The sequence below is a fragment of the Rhizobium sp. SU303 genome (assembly GCF_021052345.1).
GTDB lineage: Bacteria > Pseudomonadota > Alphaproteobacteria > Rhizobiales > Rhizobiaceae > Rhizobium > Rhizobium laguerreae.
Genome location: NZ_CP088096.1, coordinates 779419 through 801361, shown reverse-complemented (window position 1 = coordinate 801361; position 21943 = coordinate 779419). Strand labels below are relative to the sequence as shown.

Here is a 21943-nt window from a genome sequence, read left to right as displayed (position 1 = left end):
CGAAATTCGTGATCGCAAGATCAGAGAGACGAACCCCGTAAAGCAACTGATTTGAAGTATGAATGTTGCACCGGCCAATAAAATCGGACATAACAAGACATTAGAACCGGTTCGACAGACATGACCACGATACGAGACGTAGCGCGCCTTGCGGGAGTTTCCATCTCGACCGTCTCGCTGGCACTCAACAGCCCGAAGCGGGTCGGCGTCGAGACGCTCGACCGCATCCAGCAGGCGATAAAATCGACCGGTTACCGCATCGACCCGGTGGCCCAGACGCTGGCGCGCGGACGCAGCTCACTGATCGGTTTCGTTTCGGCCAATCTCGGCAATATGTTCTTCGGCGACATCCGCCGCGAGATCGAGCGCCAAGGGCTCGACAACGGCTATTTCGTTCTGATCGCTGATTCCTCCGGCAGGGCCGACCTCGAACGGGCGCTGCTGGAACGGCTGGAGGCGCAGAAGATCGCCGGCATCGCGCTGGCGGCAAACGGGCATGGCGAGGAATACGCAACCTTCCTGCGCGACTTCAAGACGCCGATCGTGATGTTCGACCAGAAGGTGGAAGGCGCGGAACGCGATTTTGTCGGCTCCGACAATCCGCTGACCACCACCATCCTAACGGAACATCTGCTGCAGCTCGGCCACAGGCGGATCGGTTTCATCTCGGGGCCGAGCGGCCTGCACACCGCCGACGAGCGCCTGAAGGGTTTCATGAACACGATGGCCGGCGCCGGCGTGGACATCGATCCTTCGCTGGTGGCCGAAGGCGGCTATACCAGAACCGGCGGCCATGCGCAGGCCATGCGCCTGCTCACCCGTCGCGATCGGCCGACCGCCATCATCGGCGCCAACAACATGACGGGCCTCGCGGCACTGCAGGTGATGCAGGAGATGGGCTTCCGCTGCCCTGACGACGTGTCGCTGGCGATGGTCGACGACGTGCCCTGGAGCAACGTCATCACACCCCGCATCACCATGGTGGTGCAGGATGCACAGAAGCTCGGCGAACTGGCGGCACAGCGCCTCCTGGCAAGAATAGCAAGCCCCGAGGGGGCCGCAGCGCCGCCGCAGGATTTTATCCTGACGCCGAGGTTCGTGCGCGGGGAGTCGACCAAGCGGCTTTGAGTGCTTCTGCCGAGGCAGCGTCGAGAGATATAAGCGCAGCGCCGGATTTTCACTGTTCGGCCCTTATCCATTGAAAGGCGGCCAAATTTGTCATACATGTGTGATGAATCGTGAATTTCGCAATGCCGCGTTTGAACGGCATTCGGATCAAAGCCGATGCGGGGGCAGGCGTGGCTATGCAGGTGAAGGATCGCAGCAAAGGCTCCGGGTCGCTGGTCTCACAGGTCGGCGAAAGCCTCCGGCAAGCCATATTGAGCGGCCAATATTCTGCCGGCGACAAGCTTCCGAGTGAGCACGAACTGACCGAAACTCACAGCGTCAGCCGCACCGTCGTGCGCGAGGCGGTGGCAGCACTTCGCTCCGACGGGCTTGTCGAGGTGCGCCAGGGAGCGGGGATTTTCGTGCTCGGCGCCGATCCGGCGCTCTCCGCGCGGAAAGTCGACAAAGCCCGCGTCGCCTCCGATCTTGAGGTACTCGAGATCAGAACACCTGTCGAAATCGAGGCGGCGGGCCTTGCAGCCCTGCGCCGCTCGCCGGCACAGGAGGAGGCGATATTCGAATGTCATCGGAAAGTCCTCCAATGCATCGAGACTGATCAATCCATTCGCGATGCGGATCTCGAACTCCATGCCGCGATCGCCGAAGCCACGAACAATCCGCTGTTCAGGCAGTTCCTGGAATCGCAGGGCTCGGCGATCATCCCGCAGTCGAGGCTCGTTCCGGAATCGAGGACGGCCGAACAGACCGCCTATCGAAAGCTGATCCACAAGGAGCACGAAGCAATCGTCGTCGCCATCTCTGACAGAGACGAGCAGGCCGCCCGCAACGCCATGCGCGACCATCTGGTCGGCAGCCAGGCCAGGTACCGCAACCTGCTGAGGGATCTGCGAAGCTTTACGAGCTGACATCCGATCCGGAATTGCGTGGAAGTCGGACTGATTATGTGCGCACGGCCGGCAGGCGCGCCGGATGTGACCCGCGGCTCCTGACATAAGGTCGCCATGAACGCATCTATTGGCGCGAATTGTCCGCTATTTGTCCGGCGCGCGCATTTTCCCCTGCCTTGAAATCGCCGAGTATGACTTCATGATCAATCTGCATGGAGCAAAAAATGTCCGGCCATGATACTGTCCTTCTCGTTATCGACGCCCAGGAGTCCTTCAGACACCGCGATTACTGGGATGAAAACCTCGCTTCCGGCTATATCGATCGTCAGCAGGCTCTGATCGACGGCGCGCAAGCCGATGGAATACCCATCATCCAGATCTTCCATGTCGACGAAAACGGGCCATTTTCGGAAGCATCCGGGTTCGTCAGCACACTCGCCCCGCTCAGGATCGCTCCCAAGGCGACGTTCAGGAAGAGGCGCCATAGCGCCCTGGTCGGTTCCGGTCTCGACGTGTGGCTGACCGAGAACGGCGTCCGTCGGATCCTCGTCTCCGGCATTCGTACCGAACAGTGCTGCGAGACCACCACCCGCCACGCCTCCGATCTCGGCTATCAAGTCGACTATGTCGGCGAAGCGACACTGACCTTCCCGATGACCGACGCCACAGGACGCACCTGGAGCGCCAAGGAAATCCGGGACCGGACCGAACTGGTCCTGTCGGGGCGTTTCGCTCGGATCGCGACCGTCGAACAGGCATTGGCCCGGCGCGAAAAGTCACTCGCCGTATGACGGACGCCGCGCAGCCCTTCGATATCCCGGTCTTCGTCGTCGTGCCGCCGCGCGTGCTGCTGCTCGACGTCGCCGGCCCGATCGAAGTGCTGCGCAAGGCGAACCTCGAACAGCGCACAGTGCGCTTTACCGCCACCTATATCGGCCCAACGGCGACGGTCGGCAGCTCGATCGGTCTTGCCGTTACGGGCGTCGTCGCATTGCCGGAACGCTTGCCCGATAACGCGCTTGTCGTCATTGCCGGCAGCGCCGACGCCCCGATGGCAAACAGCCGTCCGTGGGACGAACAGGAACGCGCCGACCAGGCCGCCATCGTCGCATGGCTGAAGCGCGCCATTCTTCCGGGAATTCGTCTGGTCTCGATCTGCTCGGGCGCATTGCTCGCCGCCGAGGCAGGAATGCTCGACGGCCGCGATTGCACCACCCATCATGCCTGCATAGAGGATCTGGCGAGGCTCGCGCCCACCGCGCGCGTCCGGGACAACCGGCTCTACGTCGAGGACGGTGACCGCCTCACGAGCGCCGGCATCACTGCCGGCATAGACCTCATGTTGCATATCGTTGCCGAAGCGGCGGGACATACCTGCGCACTTGCGGTGGCGCGATATCTTGTCGTCTATCTCAGGCGCGGCGGCTCGGATCCGCAGCTTTCGCCCTGGCTCGAAGGTCGCAACCATATCCACCCGGTCATTCATCGCGCGCAGGACGCGGTGGTCGCCAACCCCTCCCAGGACTGGTCGGTGGCGTCCCTCGCCCGCCTCAGCGGTGCCAGCCCGCGCAACCTTTCAAGGCTGTTCAACGAGCAAACGGGCATGAGCGTTACGGATTTCGTCAACCTTATGCGCGTGGCTCTTGCCCGCGAGATGCTCTCCGGTTCGCGGCTGGACATGGAGGACATCGCGATGCGCGCCGGCTTCGGCTCGGCGCGGCAGCTCCGCCGCGCCTGGAACCGCCTGAATGACGGCCCGCCGAGCGCGGCACGGTCAACGCTGCCTACATTCTCATAGCGCGAGAGGAAGGGCGGACGGCTTGAGGTCGGCGCCCTGCACCTCTGTTCCCCAGATTTCGATCTGGGTCAGCGCCGGATAGGGCGAGGCGTCCTCGGCCTTGATCAGACCGTGCAGCTCCACCCATTCGACGATGCAGGGCTCTATCGGAAAGGCCTGCGCGGCGCCTGATTTCACCAGCGGAAAGCAGGAGGTCCTGCCGTTCGAGAAGGTGACGCTGGCTTCCTCCCACCAGGAATCATGCGGGAAGTCAGCCCGAAGATAGAAAACGATCTCGTCGATCTTGACCGGCCTGCCGAATTCCACCGTCAGTGCTGCTTGCGGATCGCGATTGATGCCCCAACTCGTATAGGGCCAGAAGCCGTGATCGTCATTGGCCTTTTCGCCGTCGATCGCGTTGCGCGCGGCAAAGACCGCTTCGCCCCGGGTCTCGACATTGGCGCGCGCATGCGGAAACAGAGCCCGATTGGCGTGATCGTCCCAGGGGTTCAGGGCGAGGTTGCGCCGATGGACAATCTCGTCAGGGCGGGTGCTTCGCGCTGAAAGCCGGTGGATATCGCCCCTGAAGGCATTCGGCGAATAGGGCTTGCGCCTATCGCCGAAGGGTACGGCGAGCGAATAGGCGCACTCCTTCATGTAGACCAGGCCGGGTTGGATCGCGCCATCAAGGGAGAGGAACACATGCCCAGGCTCGGAGACCTCCACGACCACGCGATCGCCTTCGCGATAGCTCTGGCGATAGACCAGGAACGTCTCGTCCCGGCCTGTGGAACGCGCCAGCACCACCCCATCGGCATCCACGATCTTCAGTGTCAATTCCATGCTCGCCCTCCCCAGAGCATGACGCCGAAAAGTGTGAGCGATTTTCGGACGACATCATGCTCTAACTCTTTAATTTAGAACGGGATTCAGACTTTAAGCCGACCCGGCCTAAAATCATCCTGTTCTAGACGATCCGCAACTTCAGCAGCCTGCCGGCAAACGGCACGCGCAGCCGATAGATTTTCTCGGGCCAGGCCGATCTCAGCCGGGCGTCCTCCACGACGATCTCGTCGATTTCGATCTCGCCGGCGCCGTCGACGAAAATGCTGCCGAGGTCGGCGAGATCAATCCTGTCCGGGGTGACGGTCGGCGCCAGGCATGTCATCAGCGACAGGGCCGCCGGCTTGCCGCCGTCATAGGTGTCGACGATCTCGACATGGCGGCCGCGCAATAGCGAAACGACGCGCCGATAGCTGTGCAGCTGCGCTTCGGGGGGATAGGCGCCTGAAATATCGAGCGATATGCGCGCGCTCCCTTCGTCGAACCCGACCTCGACATCGCGCGCGCCAAAGGCTTCGCCGGCGGACTGCATGACACCGGCGAATGTCGGCAGGTTGTGGAACGCCGACTGCATCGTCCATATCTCGTAGCGCCGCGCCGAAAAGGTTTTTGCGGTATAGGTCTCGACGCCGACGTCGATCAGGAACGGACGACCGTTCTTGTAGAGCGTCACGCTCCCAACATCGTTGTGATTGTGGCCCTCGCCGTTGTTGCCGCCCTTGACGGCGAGCGAAAACTGCTCGTCGCGGGCGATGAACAGGCCGATGCCGGGATAGAAGATATCGCGTCGGGATGCGGGATGCGGCCCGGCGGCAGCGGGAAGCGTCGGGCCGACCAGCAGTTCCTGCACGCGATACCACAGGTTCCATTCCCCCGGCAGGTGGGGATTATCGGAAGCGGCTCTGTCGGATGCAGCGAACTCAGCGAGCATCTCAGAGCCAACCGCCTGTCCGAACAGGTATTCCCGCGCGCTGCAGGGTTCGACCACCGCGGAAGAATCCGCGAAATTGAAATAATAGCGGCCGGCCACATGCATGTGAGCGATATATTCGGCCATGTTGCGGATTTTCGGCTGTTGCCAAAATCGGCCGAACAGGCCCGGCGCCACCCTATCCAGGATGGTCAAAGCCCCATGCAGGCAGAGCGCGGCGTGGCGATAATAGAGCACGCCCTCCTCGCAGGCGCCGTCTTCGGCATAGTCTTTCAGGAAGGCGTCGAGGCTGCCGAGCGCCTTTTTGACGACGGCGTGACGCGTGGGTTGATCTGTTTTCAGGGAGAAGGCCGTCAACAGGACGTTCTGGCTTATCCATGCCGTCCAGTTGTTCATCCGCTCCTCGCCGCGGCCCATCCACCAGAAATGCCGTCCGAGATAAGGCGAGAGGATGCGGATCTCGATCTCGCGCTCCACGCGTGCCGCAATCTCGGGGCTGATGCCGTCGAGCTCGTCGCGAAGCAATGCGACGATGGTGGCAAGCAGGGCGGCCGTTTCGGCGGCGAAGAGATCGACGACAGGCTGCGAACTGTCGGGAAGCGGCAGGCGTGCGCCGCTTCGTTCATAGGCGTTATGCGCCGGAAGCTGCCAGCCGCTTTCCTCCGCAATCAGGAAGATGCTGTCGACGATCTTCGGCAGGAAGCGCGCCCCGCCTTCGATGAGTTCGCCGAGCACCAGATTGTTGAGCATCCGGCGGCGCGTGAAATAGAGTGCCTCGAAGTGCGAGCGGTTGCCCGTTGCGGTGAACTCCCGGTAATCCGAGGCCGCAATCAGCGGCCAGGCGCGCGCAAGCGTCTCTTCGGCCTCGCCAATGACCAGCTCCCGTACCGCCTGCGGCACGGAGTTCCATCTGGGGCGATCGGAGCCGACCGCCCAGGGCGTGAAGTCGCCCAGCACATCCGGCAGCTCCTCTGAAATCTCGCTGAACATGTCCGTCCCCGCACCGGAAAAGCATCGATGAGCGCTTGGTCTTCATGCTCACCTATCATATGTGTTCTGCGCTTTCCATAAAATTCGTATGACCTATTCAGAACTTGTTTGACCAATACCGGATATGTGCTATGTGGTTGCGGGAGGAAGAGGAGGCTTCGGTGTCCATATCGAATTCGGTCATCGCGACGGACGGCGCTCCGGCAATCTCAAGCCGAAAAGTCGCGGTCTTGTCCAAGCGCCAGCGCAGGATACGCAGCGCGCTCGTCGCCTATTCCTTCATTGCCCCGAATTTCATCGGCTTTGCCGTCTTCACGCTCGGCCCGATCCTCTTCGCCTTCGCGCTCGCCTTCATGCATTGGGACGGCTCGAATGCGATCACATTCGCCGGGCTGGACAATTTCTGGCGGCTCTTCGAGGACAAGGCCTTCATCGCGGCGTTCTGGAACACGGTGATCTATACGGTCGCCTCCGTGCCGGCGACGCTCATCTGCGCGCTCGGCCTCGCCGTTCTTCTCAACCAGAAGATCGCGGGGCGCGATTTCTTTCGTACGGCGATGTTCTTCCCCTATGTCGCCTCGCTGGTGGCCGTCGCGGTCGTCTGGAACATGATCTTCAATCCCGAGATGGGGCCGGTGAACATGATCCTCTACACGCTCGGTCTCGATCCCAAGAACATGCCGGGATGGGCAGCCGATCGCCACTGGGCGATGGTGACGGTGATCCTCTTCGGCATCTGGAAGAATATGGGCTATTACATGGTCATCTACCTGGCCGGTCTGCAGGGCATCAATTCGGAGCTCTATGAGGCCGCCGATCTCGATGGCGCCAATTCCTGGCAGAAGTTCATCCATGTCACCGTGCCGCAGCTCGGGCCGACGACCTTCTTCGTCACCGTTATGCTGACGATCCAGTCCTTCAAGGTGTTCGACCAGATCTACATGATCACCCAGGGCGGGCCTGGCACCTCGACGCTCGTCCTCGTCTACCACATCTACAACGAAGCCTTCATTTCCTGGGATCTCGGCTATTCCAGCATGGTTTCGCTCGTGCTGTTCTTCCTCGTGCTCGCCGTCACCGTCTTCCAGTTCCGGCGCCAGAGGGAGGACGAGGCATGAGGATCGCCGGACGCAAGGTCACCGTCAGATCGGTCGCGATCTACGCCATCGTCATCGCCGTCACGCTCATCATGCTGATGCCCTTTGCCTGGATGCTTTCGGCATCCCTGAAGCTCAGCCGTGACGTATTCGCTTTCCCGATCGAGTGGATACCGCCCGAGCCGCAATGGCAGAACTATGTGGATATCTGGACGAAGATCCCGCTTGCGCTGTTCATCTACAACACGTCGAAGCTGACGATCATCGTCACTCTGCTGCAACTGCTGACCTCCAGCTTTGCGGCCTACGCCTTCGCGAAACTGAATTTCCCCTACAAGAACACCCTGTTCCTCGGCTACATCGCCACCATCGCCATGCCCTGGCAGGTCTATATGGTGCCGCAATTCCTGCTGATGCGTGAATTCGGCCTCAACAACACGCATCTGGCGCTGATCTGCCTGCAGGCCTTCACCGCCTTCGGCGTCTTCCTAATGCGGCAGTTCTACATGTCGATCCCGACCGAGCTCTGCGAGGCGGCCCGCATCGACGGCATGAACGAATATCAGATCTGGGCGCGCATCATGCTACCGCTGTCGAAGCCCGCGCTCTCGACGCTGACGATCTTCACCTTCGTCACCACCTGGAACGATTTTCTCGGGCCGATGATCTACCTGACCAAGACCGAGCTGAAGACCGTCCAGATCGGCCTGCGCATGTTCATCTCGCAATATTCGGCCGAATACGGGCTCATCATGGCGGCCTCCGTCGTCGCCCTCATTCCGGTTCTCATCGTCTTCCTCTCTCTCCAGCGTTTCTTCGTCGAGGGCATCGCCTCGACGGGACTGAAGGGTTAAATCCATGAACGCCGTCTCGTCCGTCGCCCCGCAACCGATCACCGATCCGGAGGTCAAAGCCGCGCTCGATCTTGCCGTCGAGCAGATCAGGCGCAACCTCCCCCAGTTCACCCATGCCTCGCAGAACCATTCGAGCGTCGGCAACTTTTATCCCGCGGTGGCGAATGATCAATGGACCGCGGGCTTCTGGCCCGGCGAGCTATGGCTCGCTTTCGAGCACAGCGGCGAGGCGGTTTTCCGGGATGCCGCGCAGGTCCAGGTCCAGTCGTTCCTGCATCGGATCGTGAACCGCATCGAGACGGATCATCACGACATGGGCTTTCTCTATTCGCCCTCCTGCATCGCCGCCTGGAAGCTCGTCGGAGACGAGGATGGCCGGAAGGCCGCCATCCTGGCCGCCGACCAGCTGATCGAGCGCTTCCAGCCCATCGGCCAGTTCATCCAGGCCTGGGGCCGCAAGGGGGTGGCGGAAGAATACCGCTATATCATCGACTGCCTGCTGAACCTGCCGCTTCTCTACTGGGCAAGCCGCGAGACTGGCGATCCGAAATACCGTGAGATCGCTCTCATTCACGCCCGCACCACGCTCGCCAACTCGGTTCGGCCTGATGATTCCACCTATCACACCTTCTATATGGACCCGGTTACCGGAGCGCCGGTGCGCGGCGCCACCAAGCAGGGCTACAGGGACGACAGCGCCTGGGCGCGCGGACAGGCCTGGGCAATCGCTGGCATGGCGCTCTCCTATCGTTATGAGCGGCTCGAGGAATATCGCCAAACCTTCGACCGGCTGCTCGCCTTCTATCTCAACCGGCTGCCGGCCGACATGGTGCCCTATTGGGACCTCGTCTTTTCTGACGGCGACGGCGAGCCGCGCGACAGTTCGTCGGCATCGATCACCGCCTGCGGCCTTCTGGAGATGGCCGATCTCGTCGAGCCGGAACCGGCCGCACGTTATCGTACACTGGCGCGCCGCATGATGAAGAGCCTTACGGATCATTATGCGGTCAAGGATCCCACCGTCTCCAACGGCCTGGTGCTGCACGCCACCTATTCGAAGAAATCGCCGTTCAACACCTGCCGCGGCGAGGGTGTCGATGAATGCGTCTCCTGGGGAGATTATTATTACATGGAAGCTTTGACGCGCCTTTCGCGCAGCTGGTCTTCCTATTGGTGAATTCAGGAGAACCCGATGGCCAGCATTTCGCTTAAAGAGCTGAACAAGAGCTACGGTGCGCTCACCGTCGTCCACGACATCGACCTCGAGATCGCAGATAAGGAATTCATCATTCTGGTCGGCCCCTCCGGCTGCGGCAAATCGACAACGCTGCGGATGATCGCTGGCCTCGAGGAAATATCGGGAGGAGAGCTTAAGATCGGCGGCGACGTCATGAACGATGTCCCGTCCAAGGATCGGGATATCGCCATGGTCTTCCAGAACTATGCGCTCTATCCGCATATGACAGTCTACAAGAACATGGCTTTCGGCCTGCAGCTCAGGAAGGTATCGCGCGACTTCATCGATGCGCAGGTGCAGGACGCCGCCAGGATCCTCGACATCTCTCATCTCCTGAACCGCAAGCCGAAGGCGCTTTCGGGCGGGCAGCGCCAGCGCGTCGCACTTGGCCGCGCCATGGTGCGCAATCCGGCCGTCTTCCTTCTCGACGAGCCGCTTTCCAATCTCGACGCCAAGCTGCGCGGCACGATGCGCTCCGAAATCACCAAGCTGCACAAGCGTCTCAATGCCACCTTCATCTATGTCACCCACGACCAGGTCGAGGCCATGACCATGGCGGACCGGATCGTCGTCATGAAGGACGGGCATATCCAGCAGGTCGATACGCCGCAGAACCTCTATGACCGCCCCGTCAATATGTTCGTTGCCGGTTTCATCGGCGCACCGCAGATGAACATGCTGCCCTCGACCATTCTGCGACGGGGCGATGACTACATCGCCGTCTTCGACGGCCGGGAACTGCCGCTGCCTGCCCATTTCGACAAGGCCAGGATCGCCCCCTACGAGGGCCGCGAACTGGTGCTCGGCATCCGTCCCGAGAATTTCCACGAGCTGCCGCCGGCCGACATCGCACCGGAGAACCTGGCGCCCCTCAAGGCGATCGTCGAACTTGCCGAGCCCATGGGCTCGGAAGTGCACCTGAACATGGTGACAGGCGGTCGCAATCTGATCGCCCGCGTCTCGCCGCGCTACCGGCCCGATATCGGCGAGGAGGCGACGCTGGTCGCCGATATGACCAATGCGCAGCTGTTCGACAAGGAAACGGAACGCTCGATTCTATACTGAGGCGCCTGCGGGAGACGGCTATGCAGTGGTTGCGGGACATGTGGACGAGGGAGGGGCCGGGCATTCCGAAGGATGCGCCGAAGAAGAACGGCCTTGCCCTGTTCGCCGAGATCCTCGTCCGCGAATGGTGGGAGATGGTCAAGCTGAACATCCTCTTCATCCTGGCTGGCCTCTTCGTCGTGACGCTGCCGGCAGCGCTCGCCGCCATGGCCCGGGTCTCGGTGGCCTTGGTGGAAGATCGCAACACCTATCTGCTGCGGGACTTCACGGAAGCCTTTCTGCGCTACTTCTGGCGCGCCACCGCCTGGGGTCTGGCGTTGTGCGGCGCGCTCGCAATCGGCCTCTATGCGATCGTCACCTATGCCGCAGGCGCACGCGACAATCTGTTGCTGAGCGCACCGCTGACGATCGCCCTCGTCGCCACCGCCTTCGTCGCGGTCCTCGCCTGCCATCTCTTCGTTCTCATGGTGATGCGCGATCTGCCGGCTCTCAGCCTGCTACGCCTCGCCGCCCTCGCCTCCATTGTCCGTCCTTTTCCGGCGCTTGCAGCGCTCGCCTTTACCGCCAGTCTCTGGCTGGCGCACATCCTCTTCTATCCGGTTTCGGTGTTCATGCCGGCAACCTTCAATTTTTCACTCGGAATGTTCGCCGTCGCATTCGGCGTCCATCGGGCGGCGGTGACGGTTCTAGACCTGCCAAACGAAACACAGCCGCACCGCGAACCGCATAGACGAGACGCTTCATAAAATAACTGATCCAGAGATGATCCAGGGAAGGAGAACGGGAATGTATTTGGATAAATTCGGGGGGACGATGAAACTTGCCGTGGCGGGTTTCACCTTGGCGGCGATGACGGCCGGGGCAGCGTTTGCCCAGGACGCCGTGACGCTCAAATGGGCTTTGTGGGACTGGGACAAGACCGCCTATTACAAGCCGCTGATCGAGGCCTATCAGGCCAAGCACCCCAACGTGAAGTTCGAGCCGATGGACCTCGGCTCGCAGGACTACCAGCAGATGATCTCGACGCAGCTGACCGGCGGCTCCAAGGACATCGACATCGTCACCATCAAGGATGTGCCGGGCTACACCAATCTGGTGCGCGCCGGTAACATCGCCGATCTCAGCGGCTTCGTGAAGGATCAGAAGATCGACCCGGCTCCCTTTGGCGGCCTGATCGAGGAACTGACCATCGATGGTAAGATCTACTCCCTGCCGTTCCGCTCCGACTTCTGGGTCGTCTATTACAACAAGGATATCTTCGACAAAGCAGGCGTCCCCTACCCCACCAATGACATGACCTGGGCGCAGTTCGACGAGACCGCCGAGAAGCTTTCGGGCGGCATGGGCACCAACAAAACCTATGGCGCGCTTCTGCATACCTGGCGGTCGACCGTTCAATTGCCCGCCATCCTCGACGGAAAACACACGCTGGTCGATGGCGACTACGGCTTCCTGAAGCCCTGGTACGAGAGGGCGCTGACCCTGCAGAAGGATGGCGCGATTCCCTCCTATGCCTTCCTGAAGACGTCGAACACACATTATTCGGCACTCTTCTTCAATGGCACGATCGGCATGCTGCCGATGGGAACCTGGTTCGTCGGCACCCAGATCACCAAGGTGAAATCGGGTGAATCGAAGAGCAAGAACTGGGGCATCGTCAAGTTCCCGCATCCCGACGGCGTGGCAACCGGCACGACCGCTGCGCAGATCTCGGGCCTGGCGGTCAACGCCAATTCCGTTCACAAGGAGGCCGCGCTCGATTTCATCAAGTTCGTCACCGGTCCTGATGGCGCGGCAGTCATCGCGTCGACGGGTACCTTCCCTGCGCTCAAGACGGATGACGTCAGCGCCAAGATCGCGGCGACACCCGGCTTTCCTGAGGATGCGGCCAGCAAGGAGGCGCTGAAGCCGTCGAAAACCTACCTGGAGATGGCGGTCAACCCGAACGCCGCCAAGATCGAGGTCGTGCTCAACCGGGCGCATGACGCGATCATGACCGACAGCACCTCCGTCGATGAAGGGCTGAAGGAAATGACCGAAGGCGTGAAGGCGATCAAGTAGGCGTCCAGAAATGTCGACGGCCGCGGGCAATATCTGCCCGCGGCCGATCCTGTTTTTCATGAATTTCGAGCCTGACAATGATTTATGATCCCGCCCGGGCCAATCCGCTTTTCGGCAATCCCCTGAAGACACGCGACGACCTCGCCAAGGCCATCATCGATCTCTTCGAGCCGCTGCTGCCGTATTTTTCCGAAGGCGGCGCCCGGGTGCGCCTCGGCGCGGCCGGCGCGATCTTCGATCGGGCGGCGGCGGATTTGGAGGGATTTGCGCGGCCGCTCTGGGGGATCGTTCCGCTCGTTGCCGGCGGCGGCGCGTTTCCGCACTGGGATCTCTATCGCCGTGGGCTGGCGAACGGGACCAATCCCGCTCATCCCGAATATTGGGGCGATCTTGCCGACCGCAATCAGCGGCTGGTCGAGCTCGCCGCCGTCGGCTTCGCCCTGGCGCTCGTGCCCGAGCACATCTGGGAACCGCTCGACGACAGCGAGAAGAAGACGGTCGCTGCCTATCTTCTCAGAGCGCGCGAGTTGGAATTCATCGACAATAACTGGAAATTCTTCCGTGTGCTCATCGATCTCGGACTGGAACGCGTGAGCGTGACATTCGATCACCGGAAGACCCTCACCTATCTCGACGAAGTAGAGGCTTTCGACCTCGGAGAAGGCTGGTATCGCGACGGGCCGGTTCGGCGGGTCGATCATTACATTCCCTTCGCCATGCATTTCTACGGCCTGATCTATGCGGCGCTGGCCAAGGGCGACGAGGCGCGCAAGGATCGCTTCCGCGATCGTGCAGAGATCTTCGCCAGGGATATCCGCCACTGGTTCGGCCCCGATGGCGCAGCCCTTGCCTTCGGCCGCAGCCAGACTTACCGCTTCGCGGCGGGAGGTTTTTGGGGTGCGCTTGCCTTTGCCGGCATCGAAGCCCTGCCCTGGACGGAGATCAAGGGCTATTACATGCGCCATATCCGCTGGTGGTCGGCGATGCCGATTGCCGATCGCGACGGCGTTCTTTCGGTCGGCTACGGCTATCCGAACCTCTTCATGAGCGAGAGCTACAACTCTCCCGGCTCGCCCTATTGGGCGCTGAAATTCTTCCTGCCGCTCGCTCTTCCGGGAGATCATCCGTTCTGGGCGGCCGAGGAGGCACCGCAGCCGGAATTTCCGGAGCCGGTTGCGTTGAAGCCGGCGGGAATGGTCGCCATGCACACGCCGGGAAACGTGGTCGTGCTCTCCTCAGGGCAGCAGCACGACAAGATGCTCGGCGCAAACGAGAAATATTCGAAATTCGTCTATTCCACCCGCTACGCCTTCAACGTCGAAGCCGACGACCGGAATTTCTCCGCCGCCAGCTTCGACGGCATGCTCGGCCTCTCCGATGACGGCGTCCATTTCCGCATGCGCGAAACCCTCGAAGAGGCGTTGATCGCTGGCGACCTGCTCTATTCGCGCTGGCGCCCCTGGAGCGATGTCACGATCGAAACCTGGCTGCTTCCTGAAAATCCGTGGCACATCCGCATTCACAGCATCGCCACGCCACGCACACTCAGCACCATCGAGGGCGGTTTTGCGATCGAGCGCGCGGATTTCAATGCCGACCGCTCCGATGCAAGGGATGGCCGGGCTGTCTGGTACGGACAAACTGACATCAGCGCGATCGTCGATCTGTCGCCCGATCGGAGGGTCGGCCATGCGATGAGCCCGATCCCGAACACCAATCTCATCCACGCCAAGACCCTACTGCCGCAGCTGCGCGGCGAAATCGGCCCCGGAACCACCGTGCTCGTAACCGCCGCGATGGCCCTGCCCAGTCGCGATAATTGGGCAAAAGCGCTCGATAACCCGCCCGCCTGCCCTCGCCTCGACGAGGTGGAGCGGCTCTTTCGCGAGAAAGGTGCGCGGGTGCCGGCATTCGCCCTCGGAACGTAGCCTGGAGCATTGGCTTTCGGGTTCGACCACGAGCCGGATGGTTGATTATCGTGCGGTCAGCTCCGAACGGTATGCTTCGGCAATGCGCTGCGCCAACTGTGCCATTTGATCGTCAGGGATCTGCAGAACCCCGTGCTCCGCCATCAGTGCATGGTATTGCTGCTTTTCAAGCGGCACACCTGAGGGCAAGGGAACGACATGAAAATGCAGATGGCTATTGGCTTGCTGGCTACCGAGAGAAAGCACATAAACTCGCTCGGCGTCGAACAGGCTTTTGAGGGCGCGAGACAAAATATGCACCTTCTCCTGTAATCGAAGATATTCATCGGTCGACATGTCTCGCGCGAGATCCTCGAGGTGCTCCCTCGGACAGACAAGGCAATAGCCCGGCAGGGTGGGATATTTGCTCAGGAAAATGATCGTCTCACCGTCTTCAAAAATGCGATGATGGAAGAAGGCAGGGTCATTCCTGACCAAGCCGCAGATAAAGCATGGCCTTGTTCCGATGTCGCGCCCATAGGCCTTGAGATCAAATGGTTGGCGTTCGCTCATCCTGAACCTCTGTCGTCTCACGCGCCGAGGCGTATCCGATCGTCAAATTGGTGCGACAACCGATATTGGGAAGTCAAATCGATCCTGCCATCAAATCTGTCCACGGCGCACATGCGAGGTTATGGTCATCCTGACACTCGCCATTGCAATCGACTTTGCATGACTTAAGTGATATTGAGATGTTCATCACTAATCTCACGTGGCCGAAATGACCGAAGCTCTCTTTTCCGAATTTCTCATGATTGACCGGTCGTCCGCCAACGAGGGACGAACCGTGCCATTGGCTGGCCGCCGGCGCAAAGGCGTTGCTCCAGAACGGACCTCGGATGAAAACGCTCTGCGTGATGCTTTCGCGGATGCCTTCCTGCAGACCCTGACGAAGTTCGCCGTCGATCGATCTGCTTTTCCTGAGAACGCGGACCCCGAGCTCGCCAAGCTCGCCAGGGCGATGGCAAATGTTGCGGTCGGGGATTCCGTGGTAATCCGCTTGAAACCCGATCTCCCGGAAGGACGTCGCAGATCCGTCAAGACTTTCTTCCAGATGATGGTCCGCGTCAGCGGCTCCCTGGAGGAAAGCCGGCTGGAAGACGCGATCAACAAGCTCGCGGACGTTATTCTGCCTGATGAGCTTGGCGAGGCGCGCGGTGTGCTCGCAGCGGACAATCTGGAGCTCAGGGATCGCTTCATCGCTGAGGTGTCGCAACTCACCAGCGCGGAGATCGGAAACCGCGCCGGCTCAAGCGCGAGAAACCTGTACGCGACCGCAGCGCGCTGGAAGAAAGCCGGTGACATTTTCTCGGTACATCATCGTGGTACCGAATATTTTCCGGCGTTTCAGCTCCGGGATGGACGGCCACATCCTGCAATCAAGAAGGCGCTTGCGGCTCTTCCGGAGAACCTGTCTCCGTGGCAGCGCGCATTCTGGTTCGTTTCAACGAACGGCTGGCTTGACGACAAGGCGCCCATGGATGTGCTTGACGATATGGACGCGGTGACGGCTGCCGCGACCCGCGAGCGGCAAGAAGTCGCTGGGTGAGCCACCCTCCTCTGCCAAGCCCGCCGTCGCCCTTTCCAACGATCAACATCCGGACGGTCAAGGCAGGTACGGCGCTTCATCGAAGCCATCTGTCTTCGTTCCGGGCAGGGCAATTCAATCCCTGCAAGGGACAAGCGACCCAATTCGCACCGTTCAACGACGCGCACGGCAATTGTGTCGCGACGCTCTATGCGGCAACGAGCAGAGAGGCGGCCGCCTTCGAGTCGATCTTTCACGACATCGAACCGGCCGCCGCTTTCAAGACCGTCCGGCTTGCCGTCGTCGAAGCGCGAACGGTCAGCGTCATCGCGCCAAAGCGTGATCTGCAGCTGGCAAGCCTTTTCGCACCCGATTTGAAGGCCTGGAAACTCCGTCGAACGGATCTCATCGAAACGCCGAAGTCGACCTATGGCGAGACCGTCCTGTGGGCCGAAACCATTCATCGGGCGCGCACCGACATTGACGGGTTGATCTGGACGTCCCGCCAGTGCGACCCCGAACAATGCATCATCCTGTTCGAGGATCGCTTGGCAGAGGACCGGCTCGACGTCGTTCAATCCATCGACGCCGGTGCGGACGCCGATCGCCTTCTCGAACTGCGGGACTATGGGCGCCGTGCGGGCATCACGATCATATCTTAGCGCCAATGACGCTCGCTGACTCCGGAACCGTCACCAAAGCTATTTTCAAAAACCAATGCGCGCTCAACGCCGCCGTCGCATAATATTTTCGAATTACCCAATAATTATATTTATACCTTCAACTAATGAATAAGAAAAACCCACTCTTCGCAACATTGCTGTAATGAAATCCGGCAAAGCGCAGCATACTCAGCTTTCAGTTTCCGAAATCTTGAGAGGAGGACGCAATGCCTACCATAATGATCTGCCACGACGTCAAAGACACGAAACACTGGCTCGCCTCACCGATCCGCAAGCAGGTATTGGAACCCGTTGGCGTCACGAACATTCGCACGTTTACAGACCCTCAAAACTCCAACCGCGTCGGCTTGGTCATGGACGTTGCAGACATGGAAAAGTTGATGGCCTTCATGCAGACCAAGACAGCGGCCGATGCGATGGCCAGTGACGGCGTCTTGCCCGAGACCATGACGTTCCTCGTTCAATCATAACACACATCTCGACGAGACTTGGAAATGCAACGCGGGAGGATGATATGACGACATTATTCGTAAGGCACGAGGTCTCCGATTATGCCGCCTGGCGCAAGATATATGATGGCTTTTCGCCGGTGCAGAAGGCCAATGGGGTGACGGCGCAAGCCGTTTATCGCGCCATCGACAATCCGAACGATATTACCGTCACCCACGAGTTTGCCACGCTTGAAGCGGCGCAGGCATTCAGCAAGCTGGACGAGTTGAAGACGGCGATGCGCACGGGAGGCGTGCTCGGCGCCCCGACGGTGTGGTTTGCCAACAAAGCATGAAATGCGGCCAAACGGGCTCCGTCGCTGCAAGCGGAGGCCAGGTTGCGGTCACGCTCTGCACGTGACATGGAAGCCGAGGAGTGCGCCCTTGCGCCGATTCCCGACCTTTGTCCGCGTTCCTATTGTCCGTTCCTGATGTCGCGCAGGAGATCCAGGCCGCGCTGGTATTTTTCCGTTTTCTTGCCAGCTTGTTCGGCCTGTCGGAGATTGTCTTCGAGGTCGGCCTGTTTGACGGGCAAGGCCAGCGGGTTTGATGCCGCACGTCTGACGAAGCCGTCATCCGGTTCGTCCGGTCGCCGTGTCAGAGCATTTACCGCGGCGATGATCGCCGGCGGAAAGCCTTCTTCCCTCAGCCTGTCGAGCGTCCAGCCGCTTCCCTTCTCGACGACGTCATGAAGGTAGGCGACCGTTCGCGTCTCCTCACCGGAAACGAGAAGCGCTACCCGCTGGCAGTGCTCGAAGAACGGCCGGCCGGTCTTGTCCGCTTGGCCTTCGTGGGCCGTAAGAGCGATCTGGATGGCATGGTCGAGATGCTGCATGGCGATCAAGGCCCTTCGGTCTTCCTGATCTTCCGCCAGGAAGGCTTTTCGCCCGTCGTCATCTCGATGTCAGGGACGGGAGCCGCGGCGGCCTGGACAGGTCTCGCCCGTGGCCGATCGAGATCGCCACTCTCGCCGGCGCCTTGAAGCAGCGCCGCGTCATCCCTGTCGTCTTCATCGAGCAGGTTCTGCAGCGTCTCATTCTCGTCCTCGCCGGCAAGTTCGTCGCAGGCTTGAAGCCAATGGCGCTGGTCAGCGCCATCCGGGCGGCCCTCGGCCTCCCAGATTTCGTAGGCACGGCGACGGATCTGCTCGTGCTTGTCTATAGCCATGATCGCCTCCAAGCGCATTGGAACGAGCCCGCCCGAAGAGCGGCTCGGCCGCCCTTTCAGGGCGTGTTGATGGTTGGAAGAAAATCCTCCACCTGCTTGCGTTGATCCTTTGGAAGCGTCTCCACCCGTTCCTTCCAGAACCGTTCGGCCTCCGGCGGATCCTTGTCCCAGTGGCGAACATCGGTGATATTGTCATCGATCATCGACCGGCGTTGGCCGCCGAGACTGAGATATTCCTTTGCAAGCTTCAGGCTTGGGGTTTCGGTGCCGCGATCGCGATCTAATGCCGAACTCACGTTGCGCCGGGCAGTCTCCAATGCCCTTTTGCGGTCGGTCTCGGCCCGTTCGCTATCGGCGGACCGCGCATCGTCGGTGCCGCTCTCTGGCGGCACGTTGGATCTGGAAGTCATCATGGATCACCTTTCGATGTTGTGATCCAATAACCTTCGCAAGCAGTGAGAGTTCCGTGTGGGTGGCGATTGATTTGAGCGGGCGACCGAGGCGGGCCCGAAGCGGCGATCAATGGACGGCCATGCTCACCATCCGATAGGGGTGCACGGCTTCGAATTGCGAGATCATCGCCGTTGCCTGCTGCAATACGAGCTCGGCATTTTCCGGATCGTCACGGGCGAGCTCATCGGCGTTGACGCGGATCGCTTCAGCCATGTTGTTGGAGAGTGCCGCAAAATGCGTATTGCCTTCGACAAAGGCCTCACGCGCCGTGTCCTCCAGCGTACGAGCGATATCGACGAGGATTTCCTCGCGTTCCTCGATACTGAGGTCTTTGATTAGTTTGGTGTTCTCTTCCATGTCACTCACTCCTAAAGACGTGGGACGGTGACCGAGCTCATCAAGCCTCGGCCACCAAAGAACTAGGAATGCCGAAATACGGATTCAAGCCTCAATGCCGTTCGCCCTTTTATTCGAACGCAGGAGCCGATTGTCTGTTCCCTGTTGGGCGTTAGCAGTCTCCGGCGGAGAGTGCTAATTTTTCTTTCGCCGCCTCTTGAAATTGCTGAACCCTCGAACCAGATCATTCGCGCAAGGCGCGCGCGCGAACCTGCACCCGCCCGGATTGGTTATCCGGTCCGGCCACGGGAACAACGTCATCATTGTTCATCGATAGAGGAAGACATGTCGTTTCGACCGCTTCATGACCGTATTCTCGTCCGCCGGGTCGATTCAGAGGAAAAGACCAAGGGCGGCATCATCATTCCCGACACCGCCAAGGAGAAGCCGCAGGAAGGCGAGGTTATCGCCGTCGGCCCCGGCGCACGCAACGACGCCGGACAGATTCAGGCTCTCGACGTCAAGCCCGGCGATCGCATCCTGTTCGGCAAATGGTCCGGCACCGAGATCAAGATCAATGGCGAAGATCGGCTGATCATGAAGGAAAGCGACGTGATGGGGATTATCGAAACCCGGGGCGAAAAGAAGCAGGCCGCCTGAGATTCCTGCGGGCATCCGTCGATGCAGGAGCGCATCGGCTTTTCATGGAAACGCAGAACCGCTCCAACCTTTTATTTCTGACGCAATTCCAAACGGAAAACCACGTCGCACTTTTCCAGGAATTGCTCTGGCTGCCTATGAAGGAGTGAGGACAATGGCTGCTAAAGAAATCAAATTCAGCACCGAAGCCCGTGAGAAGATGCTGCGTGGCGTCGACATCCTGGCCAACGCCGTGAAGGCGACCCTCGGCCCGAAAGGCCGCAACGTCGTGATCGAAAGGTCTTTCGGCGCACCGCGCATGACCAAGGACGGCGTTTCGGTCGCCAAGGAAATCGAACTCGAAGACAAGTTCGAAAACATGGGCGCCCAGATGGTCCGCGAAGTCGCCTCGAAGACCAGCGACGTCGCCGGCGACGGCACCACGACGGCAACGGTGCTGGCCCAGGCAATCGTCAAGGAGGGCGCCAAGGCCGTTACGTCGGGCATGAACCCGATGGACCTGAAACGCGGCATCGATCTTGCGGTCGGCGCCATCGTTGCGGAACTGAAGGCCAACGCCCGCAAGATCTCCAACAATTCCGAAATCGCCCAGGTCGGCACGATCTCCGCCAATGGCGATGCCGAAATCGGCCGCTTTTTGGCGGAAGCGATGGAAAGGGTCGGCAATGATGGCGTCATCACGGTTGAAGAAGCCAAGACCGCCGAAACCGAACTCGAAGTCGTCGAAGGCATGCAGTTCGACCGCGGCTATCTCAGCCCCTATTTCGTGACCAATGCCGACAAGATGCGGGTCGAGTTTGAAGACCCCTATATTCTCATCCACGAGAAGAAGCTCTCGAACCTGCAGTCGATGCTCCCGGTTCTCGAAGCCGTCGTCCAATCCAGCAAGCCGCTGCTGATCATCGCTGAAGACGTCGAAGGCGAGGCGCTTGCGACCCTCGTCGTCAACAAGCTGCGCGGCGGCCTGAAGATCGCCGCCGTCAAGGCGCCTGGCTTCGGCGACCGCCGCAAGGCCATGCTGGAAGACATCGCCATCCTGACCGCCGGCACTGTCATCTCCGAAGATCTCGGCATCAAGCTCGAATCCGTCACGCTCGACATGCTCGGCCGTGCCAAGAAGGTGTCGATCGAGAAGGAAAACACCATGATTGTCGACGGTTCGGGCGCCAAGTCCGACATCCAAGGCCGTGTTGCCCAGATCCGCGCCCAGATCGAAGAAACCACGTCCGACTACGACCGCGAGAAGCTGCAGGAACGCCTTGCCAAGCTCGCCGGCGGCGTTGCCGTCATCCGCGTCGGCGGCTCGACGGAAGTCGAGGTGAAGGAAAAGAAGGACCGCGTCGACGACGCGCTTCATGCAACCCGCGCGGCGGTCGAGGAGGGTATCCTGCCGGGCGGAGGCGTGGCGCTGCTGCGCGCCGTCAAGGCGCTCGATAATCTCAGCGTGGCCAACCAGGACCAGCGCGTCGGTATCGATATCGTCCGTCGCGCTCTCGAGGCGCCGGCTCGCCAGATCGCCGAAAATGCCGGAGCGGAAGGCTCGATCGTCGTCGGCAAGCTGCGCGAGAAAAGCGAGTTCTCCTACGGCTGGAACGCTCAGACGGGCGAATATGGCGACCTCTATGCCCAGGGCGTCATCGATCCGGCCAAGGTTGTTCGCACTGCGCTTCAGGATGCCGCCTCCATTGCCGGTCTTCTCGTCACGACGGAAGCCATGATCGCCGAAAAACCCAAGAAGGACGCCGCTCCGCCAATGCCTCCCGGCGCCGGCATGGATTTCTAGAAAGGCTG

General features: G+C 60.6%; 24 protein-coding genes. 17 read left to right on the top strand and 7 right to left on the bottom strand.

Going from position 1 to position 21943, the window contains the following annotated elements:
• The first annotated feature begins 120 nt into the window (after positions 1-120).
• From RlegSU303_RS28385 to RlegSU303_RS28370, 4 genes are all read left to right on the top strand, one after another.
• Positions 121-1128 carry a LacI family DNA-binding transcriptional regulator gene (locus tag RlegSU303_RS28385; protein WP_131718988.1) on the top strand — a complete coding sequence of 336 codons (1008 nt, stop codon included), beginning with the start codon at positions 121-123 and terminating at the stop codon, positions 1126-1128.
• 122 nt (positions 1129-1250) lie between these two features.
• Positions 1251-2033 (top strand): FadR/GntR family transcriptional regulator, encoded by a 783-nt coding sequence (locus RlegSU303_RS28380; protein ID WP_131718989.1) that lies wholly within the window; start codon positions 1251-1253, stop codon positions 2031-2033.
• A gap of 194 nt (positions 2034-2227) precedes the next feature.
• Positions 2228-2806, top strand: a complete 579-nt coding sequence (locus RlegSU303_RS28375; protein WP_205928055.1) for an isochorismatase family protein — start codon at positions 2228-2230, stop codon at positions 2804-2806.
• Positions 2803-3813, top strand: a complete 1011-nt coding sequence (locus tag RlegSU303_RS28370) for a GlxA family transcriptional regulator (RefSeq protein WP_131718991.1) — start codon at positions 2803-2805, stop codon at positions 3811-3813. Before RlegSU303_RS28375 ends, RlegSU303_RS28370 begins: the two co-directional genes overlap by 4 nt.
• On the opposite strand, the gene RlegSU303_RS28365 is transcribed toward RlegSU303_RS28370, so the two are convergent.
• Both RlegSU303_RS28365 and RlegSU303_RS28360 read right to left on the bottom strand, forming a co-directional pair.
• The gene (locus RlegSU303_RS28365) at positions 3808-4635 is read right to left on the bottom strand and encodes a carbohydrate-binding protein (RefSeq protein ID WP_131718992.1); all 828 of its coding nucleotides are present in this window, start codon (positions 4633-4635) and stop codon (positions 3808-3810) included. The genes RlegSU303_RS28370 and RlegSU303_RS28365 overlap by 6 nt on opposite strands.
• 124 nt (positions 4636-4759) lie before the next feature.
• A complete protein-coding gene (locus tag RlegSU303_RS28360; protein ID WP_131718993.1) occupies positions 4760-6556 on the bottom strand; it encodes a heparinase II/III domain-containing protein in 1797 nt (598 codons plus the stop codon).
• Between the two features lie 131 nt (positions 6557-6687).
• Between RlegSU303_RS28360 and RlegSU303_RS28355 the strand changes: the two genes are divergently transcribed.
• From RlegSU303_RS28355 to RlegSU303_RS28325, 7 genes are all read left to right on the top strand, one after another.
• Entirely contained in the window at positions 6688-7674 is a 987-nt protein-coding gene (locus RlegSU303_RS28355) for a carbohydrate ABC transporter permease (protein ID WP_094088245.1), read from the top strand.
• A complete protein-coding gene (locus RlegSU303_RS28350) occupies positions 7671-8507 on the top strand; it encodes a carbohydrate ABC transporter permease (protein ID WP_094088246.1) in 837 nt (278 codons plus the stop codon). The genes RlegSU303_RS28355 and RlegSU303_RS28350 overlap by 4 nt, the downstream gene beginning before the upstream one ends.
• Before the next feature lie 4 nt (positions 8508-8511).
• Positions 8512-9684 carry a glycoside hydrolase family 88 protein gene (locus RlegSU303_RS28345; RefSeq protein WP_131718994.1) on the top strand — a complete coding sequence of 391 codons (1173 nt, stop codon included), beginning with the start codon at positions 8512-8514 and terminating at the stop codon, positions 9682-9684.
• A gap of 15 nt (positions 9685-9699) precedes the next feature.
• Positions 9700-10809, top strand: coding sequence for an ABC transporter ATP-binding protein (locus tag RlegSU303_RS28340; protein ID WP_131718995.1), 1110 nt, complete (start codon positions 9700-9702; stop codon positions 10807-10809).
• A gap of 20 nt (positions 10810-10829) precedes the next feature.
• Entirely contained in the window at positions 10830-11555 is a 726-nt protein-coding gene (locus RlegSU303_RS28335) for a YesL family protein (RefSeq protein ID WP_131718996.1), read from the top strand.
• Positions 11556-11595: 40 nt separating this feature from the next.
• On the top strand, positions 11596-12870 hold the full coding sequence (locus tag RlegSU303_RS28330; RefSeq protein WP_026158212.1) for an ABC transporter substrate-binding protein: 1275 nt from the start codon (positions 11596-11598) through the stop codon (positions 12868-12870).
• Positions 12871-12947: 77 nt separating this feature from the next.
• A complete protein-coding gene (locus RlegSU303_RS28325; RefSeq protein ID WP_131718997.1) occupies positions 12948-14798 on the top strand; it encodes a DUF2264 domain-containing protein in 1851 nt (616 codons plus the stop codon).
• A gap of 45 nt (positions 14799-14843) precedes the next feature.
• Here RlegSU303_RS28325 and RlegSU303_RS28320 read toward each other — a convergent pair whose 3' ends face one another.
• Positions 14844-15350: an HIT family protein gene (locus RlegSU303_RS28320; protein WP_094088252.1), complete on the bottom strand. Its 507-nt coding sequence runs from the start codon at positions 15348-15350 to the stop codon at positions 14844-14846.
• A 208-nt stretch (positions 15351-15558) separates the two neighbouring features.
• Here RlegSU303_RS28320 and RlegSU303_RS34430 point away from each other — a divergent pair, with 208 nt between their 5' ends.
• The 4 genes from RlegSU303_RS34430 (at position 15559) to RlegSU303_RS28300 (ending at position 17832) form a co-directional block, all read left to right on the top strand.
• Positions 15559-16386: a hypothetical protein gene (locus RlegSU303_RS34430; RefSeq protein ID WP_017956746.1), complete on the top strand. Its 828-nt coding sequence runs from the start codon at positions 15559-15561 to the stop codon at positions 16384-16386.
• Complete coding sequence (locus RlegSU303_RS28310; RefSeq protein ID WP_017956747.1) at positions 16383-17027, top strand: RES family NAD+ phosphorylase; 645 nt, start codon at positions 16383-16385, stop codon at positions 17025-17027. Before RlegSU303_RS34430 ends, RlegSU303_RS28310 begins: the two co-directional genes overlap by 4 nt.
• Positions 17028-17254: 227 nt before the next feature.
• Entirely contained in the window at positions 17255-17518 is a 264-nt protein-coding gene (locus tag RlegSU303_RS28305) for a hypothetical protein (protein ID WP_094088255.1), read from the top strand.
• Between the two features lie 44 nt (positions 17519-17562).
• A complete protein-coding gene (locus RlegSU303_RS28300) occupies positions 17563-17832 on the top strand; it encodes a hypothetical protein (protein ID WP_017956749.1) in 270 nt (89 codons plus the stop codon).
• A 119-nt stretch (positions 17833-17951) separates the two neighbouring features.
• Here RlegSU303_RS28300 and RlegSU303_RS28295 read toward each other — a convergent pair whose 3' ends face one another.
• From RlegSU303_RS28295 to RlegSU303_RS28280, 4 genes are all read right to left on the bottom strand, one after another.
• Positions 17952-18371: an HD domain-containing protein gene (locus RlegSU303_RS28295; protein WP_131719023.1), complete on the bottom strand. Its 420-nt coding sequence runs from the start codon at positions 18369-18371 to the stop codon at positions 17952-17954.
• Positions 18372-18376: 5 nt separating this feature from the next.
• Positions 18377-18703, bottom strand: a complete 327-nt coding sequence (locus RlegSU303_RS28290) for a DUF2934 domain-containing protein (protein ID WP_131718998.1) — start codon at positions 18701-18703, stop codon at positions 18377-18379.
• Positions 18704-18759: 56 nt separating this feature from the next.
• Complete coding sequence (locus tag RlegSU303_RS28285; protein WP_094088256.1) at positions 18760-19116, bottom strand: hypothetical protein; 357 nt, start codon at positions 19114-19116, stop codon at positions 18760-18762.
• A gap of 106 nt (positions 19117-19222) precedes the next feature.
• Positions 19223-19513: a hypothetical protein gene (locus RlegSU303_RS28280; protein ID WP_017956753.1), complete on the bottom strand. Its 291-nt coding sequence runs from the start codon at positions 19511-19513 to the stop codon at positions 19223-19225.
• Positions 19514-19837: 324 nt separating this feature from the next.
• Between RlegSU303_RS28280 and RlegSU303_RS28275 the strand changes: the two genes are divergently transcribed.
• Both RlegSU303_RS28275 and groL read left to right on the top strand, forming a co-directional pair.
• Positions 19838-20152, top strand: coding sequence for a co-chaperone GroES (locus RlegSU303_RS28275; RefSeq protein WP_017956754.1), 315 nt, complete (start codon positions 19838-19840; stop codon positions 20150-20152).
• Positions 20153-20306: 154 nt separating this feature from the next.
• Positions 20307-21935 (top strand): chaperonin GroEL, encoded by a 1629-nt coding sequence (gene groL / locus RlegSU303_RS28270; protein ID WP_017956756.1) that lies wholly within the window; start codon positions 20307-20309, stop codon positions 21933-21935.
• Positions 21936-21943 lie beyond the last annotated feature (8 nt).

Bases quoted from the DNA above. Each gene is read 5' to 3' on its own strand.
- RlegSU303_RS28320 (WP_094088252.1), bottom strand. From the start codon at position 15,350: ATGAGCGAACGCCAACCATTTGATCTCAAGGCCTATGGGCGCGACATC.
- RlegSU303_RS28375 (WP_205928055.1), top strand. From the start codon at position 2,228: ATGGAGCAAAAAATGTCCGGCCATGATACTGTCCTTCTCGTTATCGAC.
- RlegSU303_RS28345 (WP_131718994.1), top strand. From the start codon at position 8,512: ATGAACGCCGTCTCGTCCGTCGCCCCGCAACCGATCACCGATCCGGAG.
- RlegSU303_RS28385 (WP_131718988.1), top strand. From the start codon at position 121: ATGACCACGATACGAGACGTAGCGCGCCTTGCGGGAGTTTCCATCTCG.
- RlegSU303_RS28340 (WP_131718995.1), top strand. From the start codon at position 9,700: ATGGCCAGCATTTCGCTTAAAGAGCTGAACAAGAGCTACGGTGCGCTC.
- RlegSU303_RS28380 (WP_131718989.1), top strand. From the start codon at position 1,251: ATGCCGCGTTTGAACGGCATTCGGATCAAAGCCGATGCGGGGGCAGGC.
- RlegSU303_RS28300 (WP_017956749.1), top strand. From the start codon at position 17,563: ATGACGACATTATTCGTAAGGCACGAGGTCTCCGATTATGCCGCCTGG.
- RlegSU303_RS28285 (WP_094088256.1), bottom strand. From the start codon at position 19,116: ATGATGACTTCCAGATCCAACGTGCCGCCAGAGAGCGGCACCGACGAT.
- RlegSU303_RS28290 (WP_131718998.1), bottom strand. From the start codon at position 18,703: ATGGCTATAGACAAGCACGAGCAGATCCGTCGCCGTGCCTACGAAATC.
- RlegSU303_RS28335 (WP_131718996.1), top strand. From the start codon at position 10,830: ATGCAGTGGTTGCGGGACATGTGGACGAGGGAGGGGCCGGGCATTCCG.
- RlegSU303_RS34430 (WP_017956746.1), top strand. From the start codon at position 15,559: ATGACCGAAGCTCTCTTTTCCGAATTTCTCATGATTGACCGGTCGTCC.
- RlegSU303_RS28305 (WP_094088255.1), top strand. From the start codon at position 17,255: ATGCCTACCATAATGATCTGCCACGACGTCAAAGACACGAAACACTGG.
- RlegSU303_RS28360 (WP_131718993.1), bottom strand. From the start codon at position 6,556: ATGTTCAGCGAGATTTCAGAGGAGCTGCCGGATGTGCTGGGCGACTTC.
- RlegSU303_RS28295 (WP_131719023.1), bottom strand. From the start codon at position 18,371: ATGCAGCATCTCGACCATGCCATCCAGATCGCTCTTACGGCCCACGAA.
- groL (WP_017956756.1), top strand. From the start codon at position 20,307: ATGGCTGCTAAAGAAATCAAATTCAGCACCGAAGCCCGTGAGAAGATG.
- RlegSU303_RS28370 (WP_131718991.1), top strand. From the start codon at position 2,803: ATGACGGACGCCGCGCAGCCCTTCGATATCCCGGTCTTCGTCGTCGTG.
- RlegSU303_RS28365 (WP_131718992.1), bottom strand. From the start codon at position 4,635: ATGGAATTGACACTGAAGATCGTGGATGCCGATGGGGTGGTGCTGGCG.
- RlegSU303_RS28330 (WP_026158212.1), top strand. From the start codon at position 11,596: ATGTATTTGGATAAATTCGGGGGGACGATGAAACTTGCCGTGGCGGGT.
- RlegSU303_RS28350 (WP_094088246.1), top strand. From the start codon at position 7,671: ATGAGGATCGCCGGACGCAAGGTCACCGTCAGATCGGTCGCGATCTAC.
- RlegSU303_RS28355 (WP_094088245.1), top strand. From the start codon at position 6,688: ATGTGGTTGCGGGAGGAAGAGGAGGCTTCGGTGTCCATATCGAATTCG.
- RlegSU303_RS28325 (WP_131718997.1), top strand. From the start codon at position 12,948: ATGATTTATGATCCCGCCCGGGCCAATCCGCTTTTCGGCAATCCCCTG.
- RlegSU303_RS28280 (WP_017956753.1), bottom strand. From the start codon at position 19,513: ATGGAAGAGAACACCAAACTAATCAAAGACCTCAGTATCGAGGAACGC.
- RlegSU303_RS28275 (WP_017956754.1), top strand. From the start codon at position 19,838: ATGTCGTTTCGACCGCTTCATGACCGTATTCTCGTCCGCCGGGTCGAT.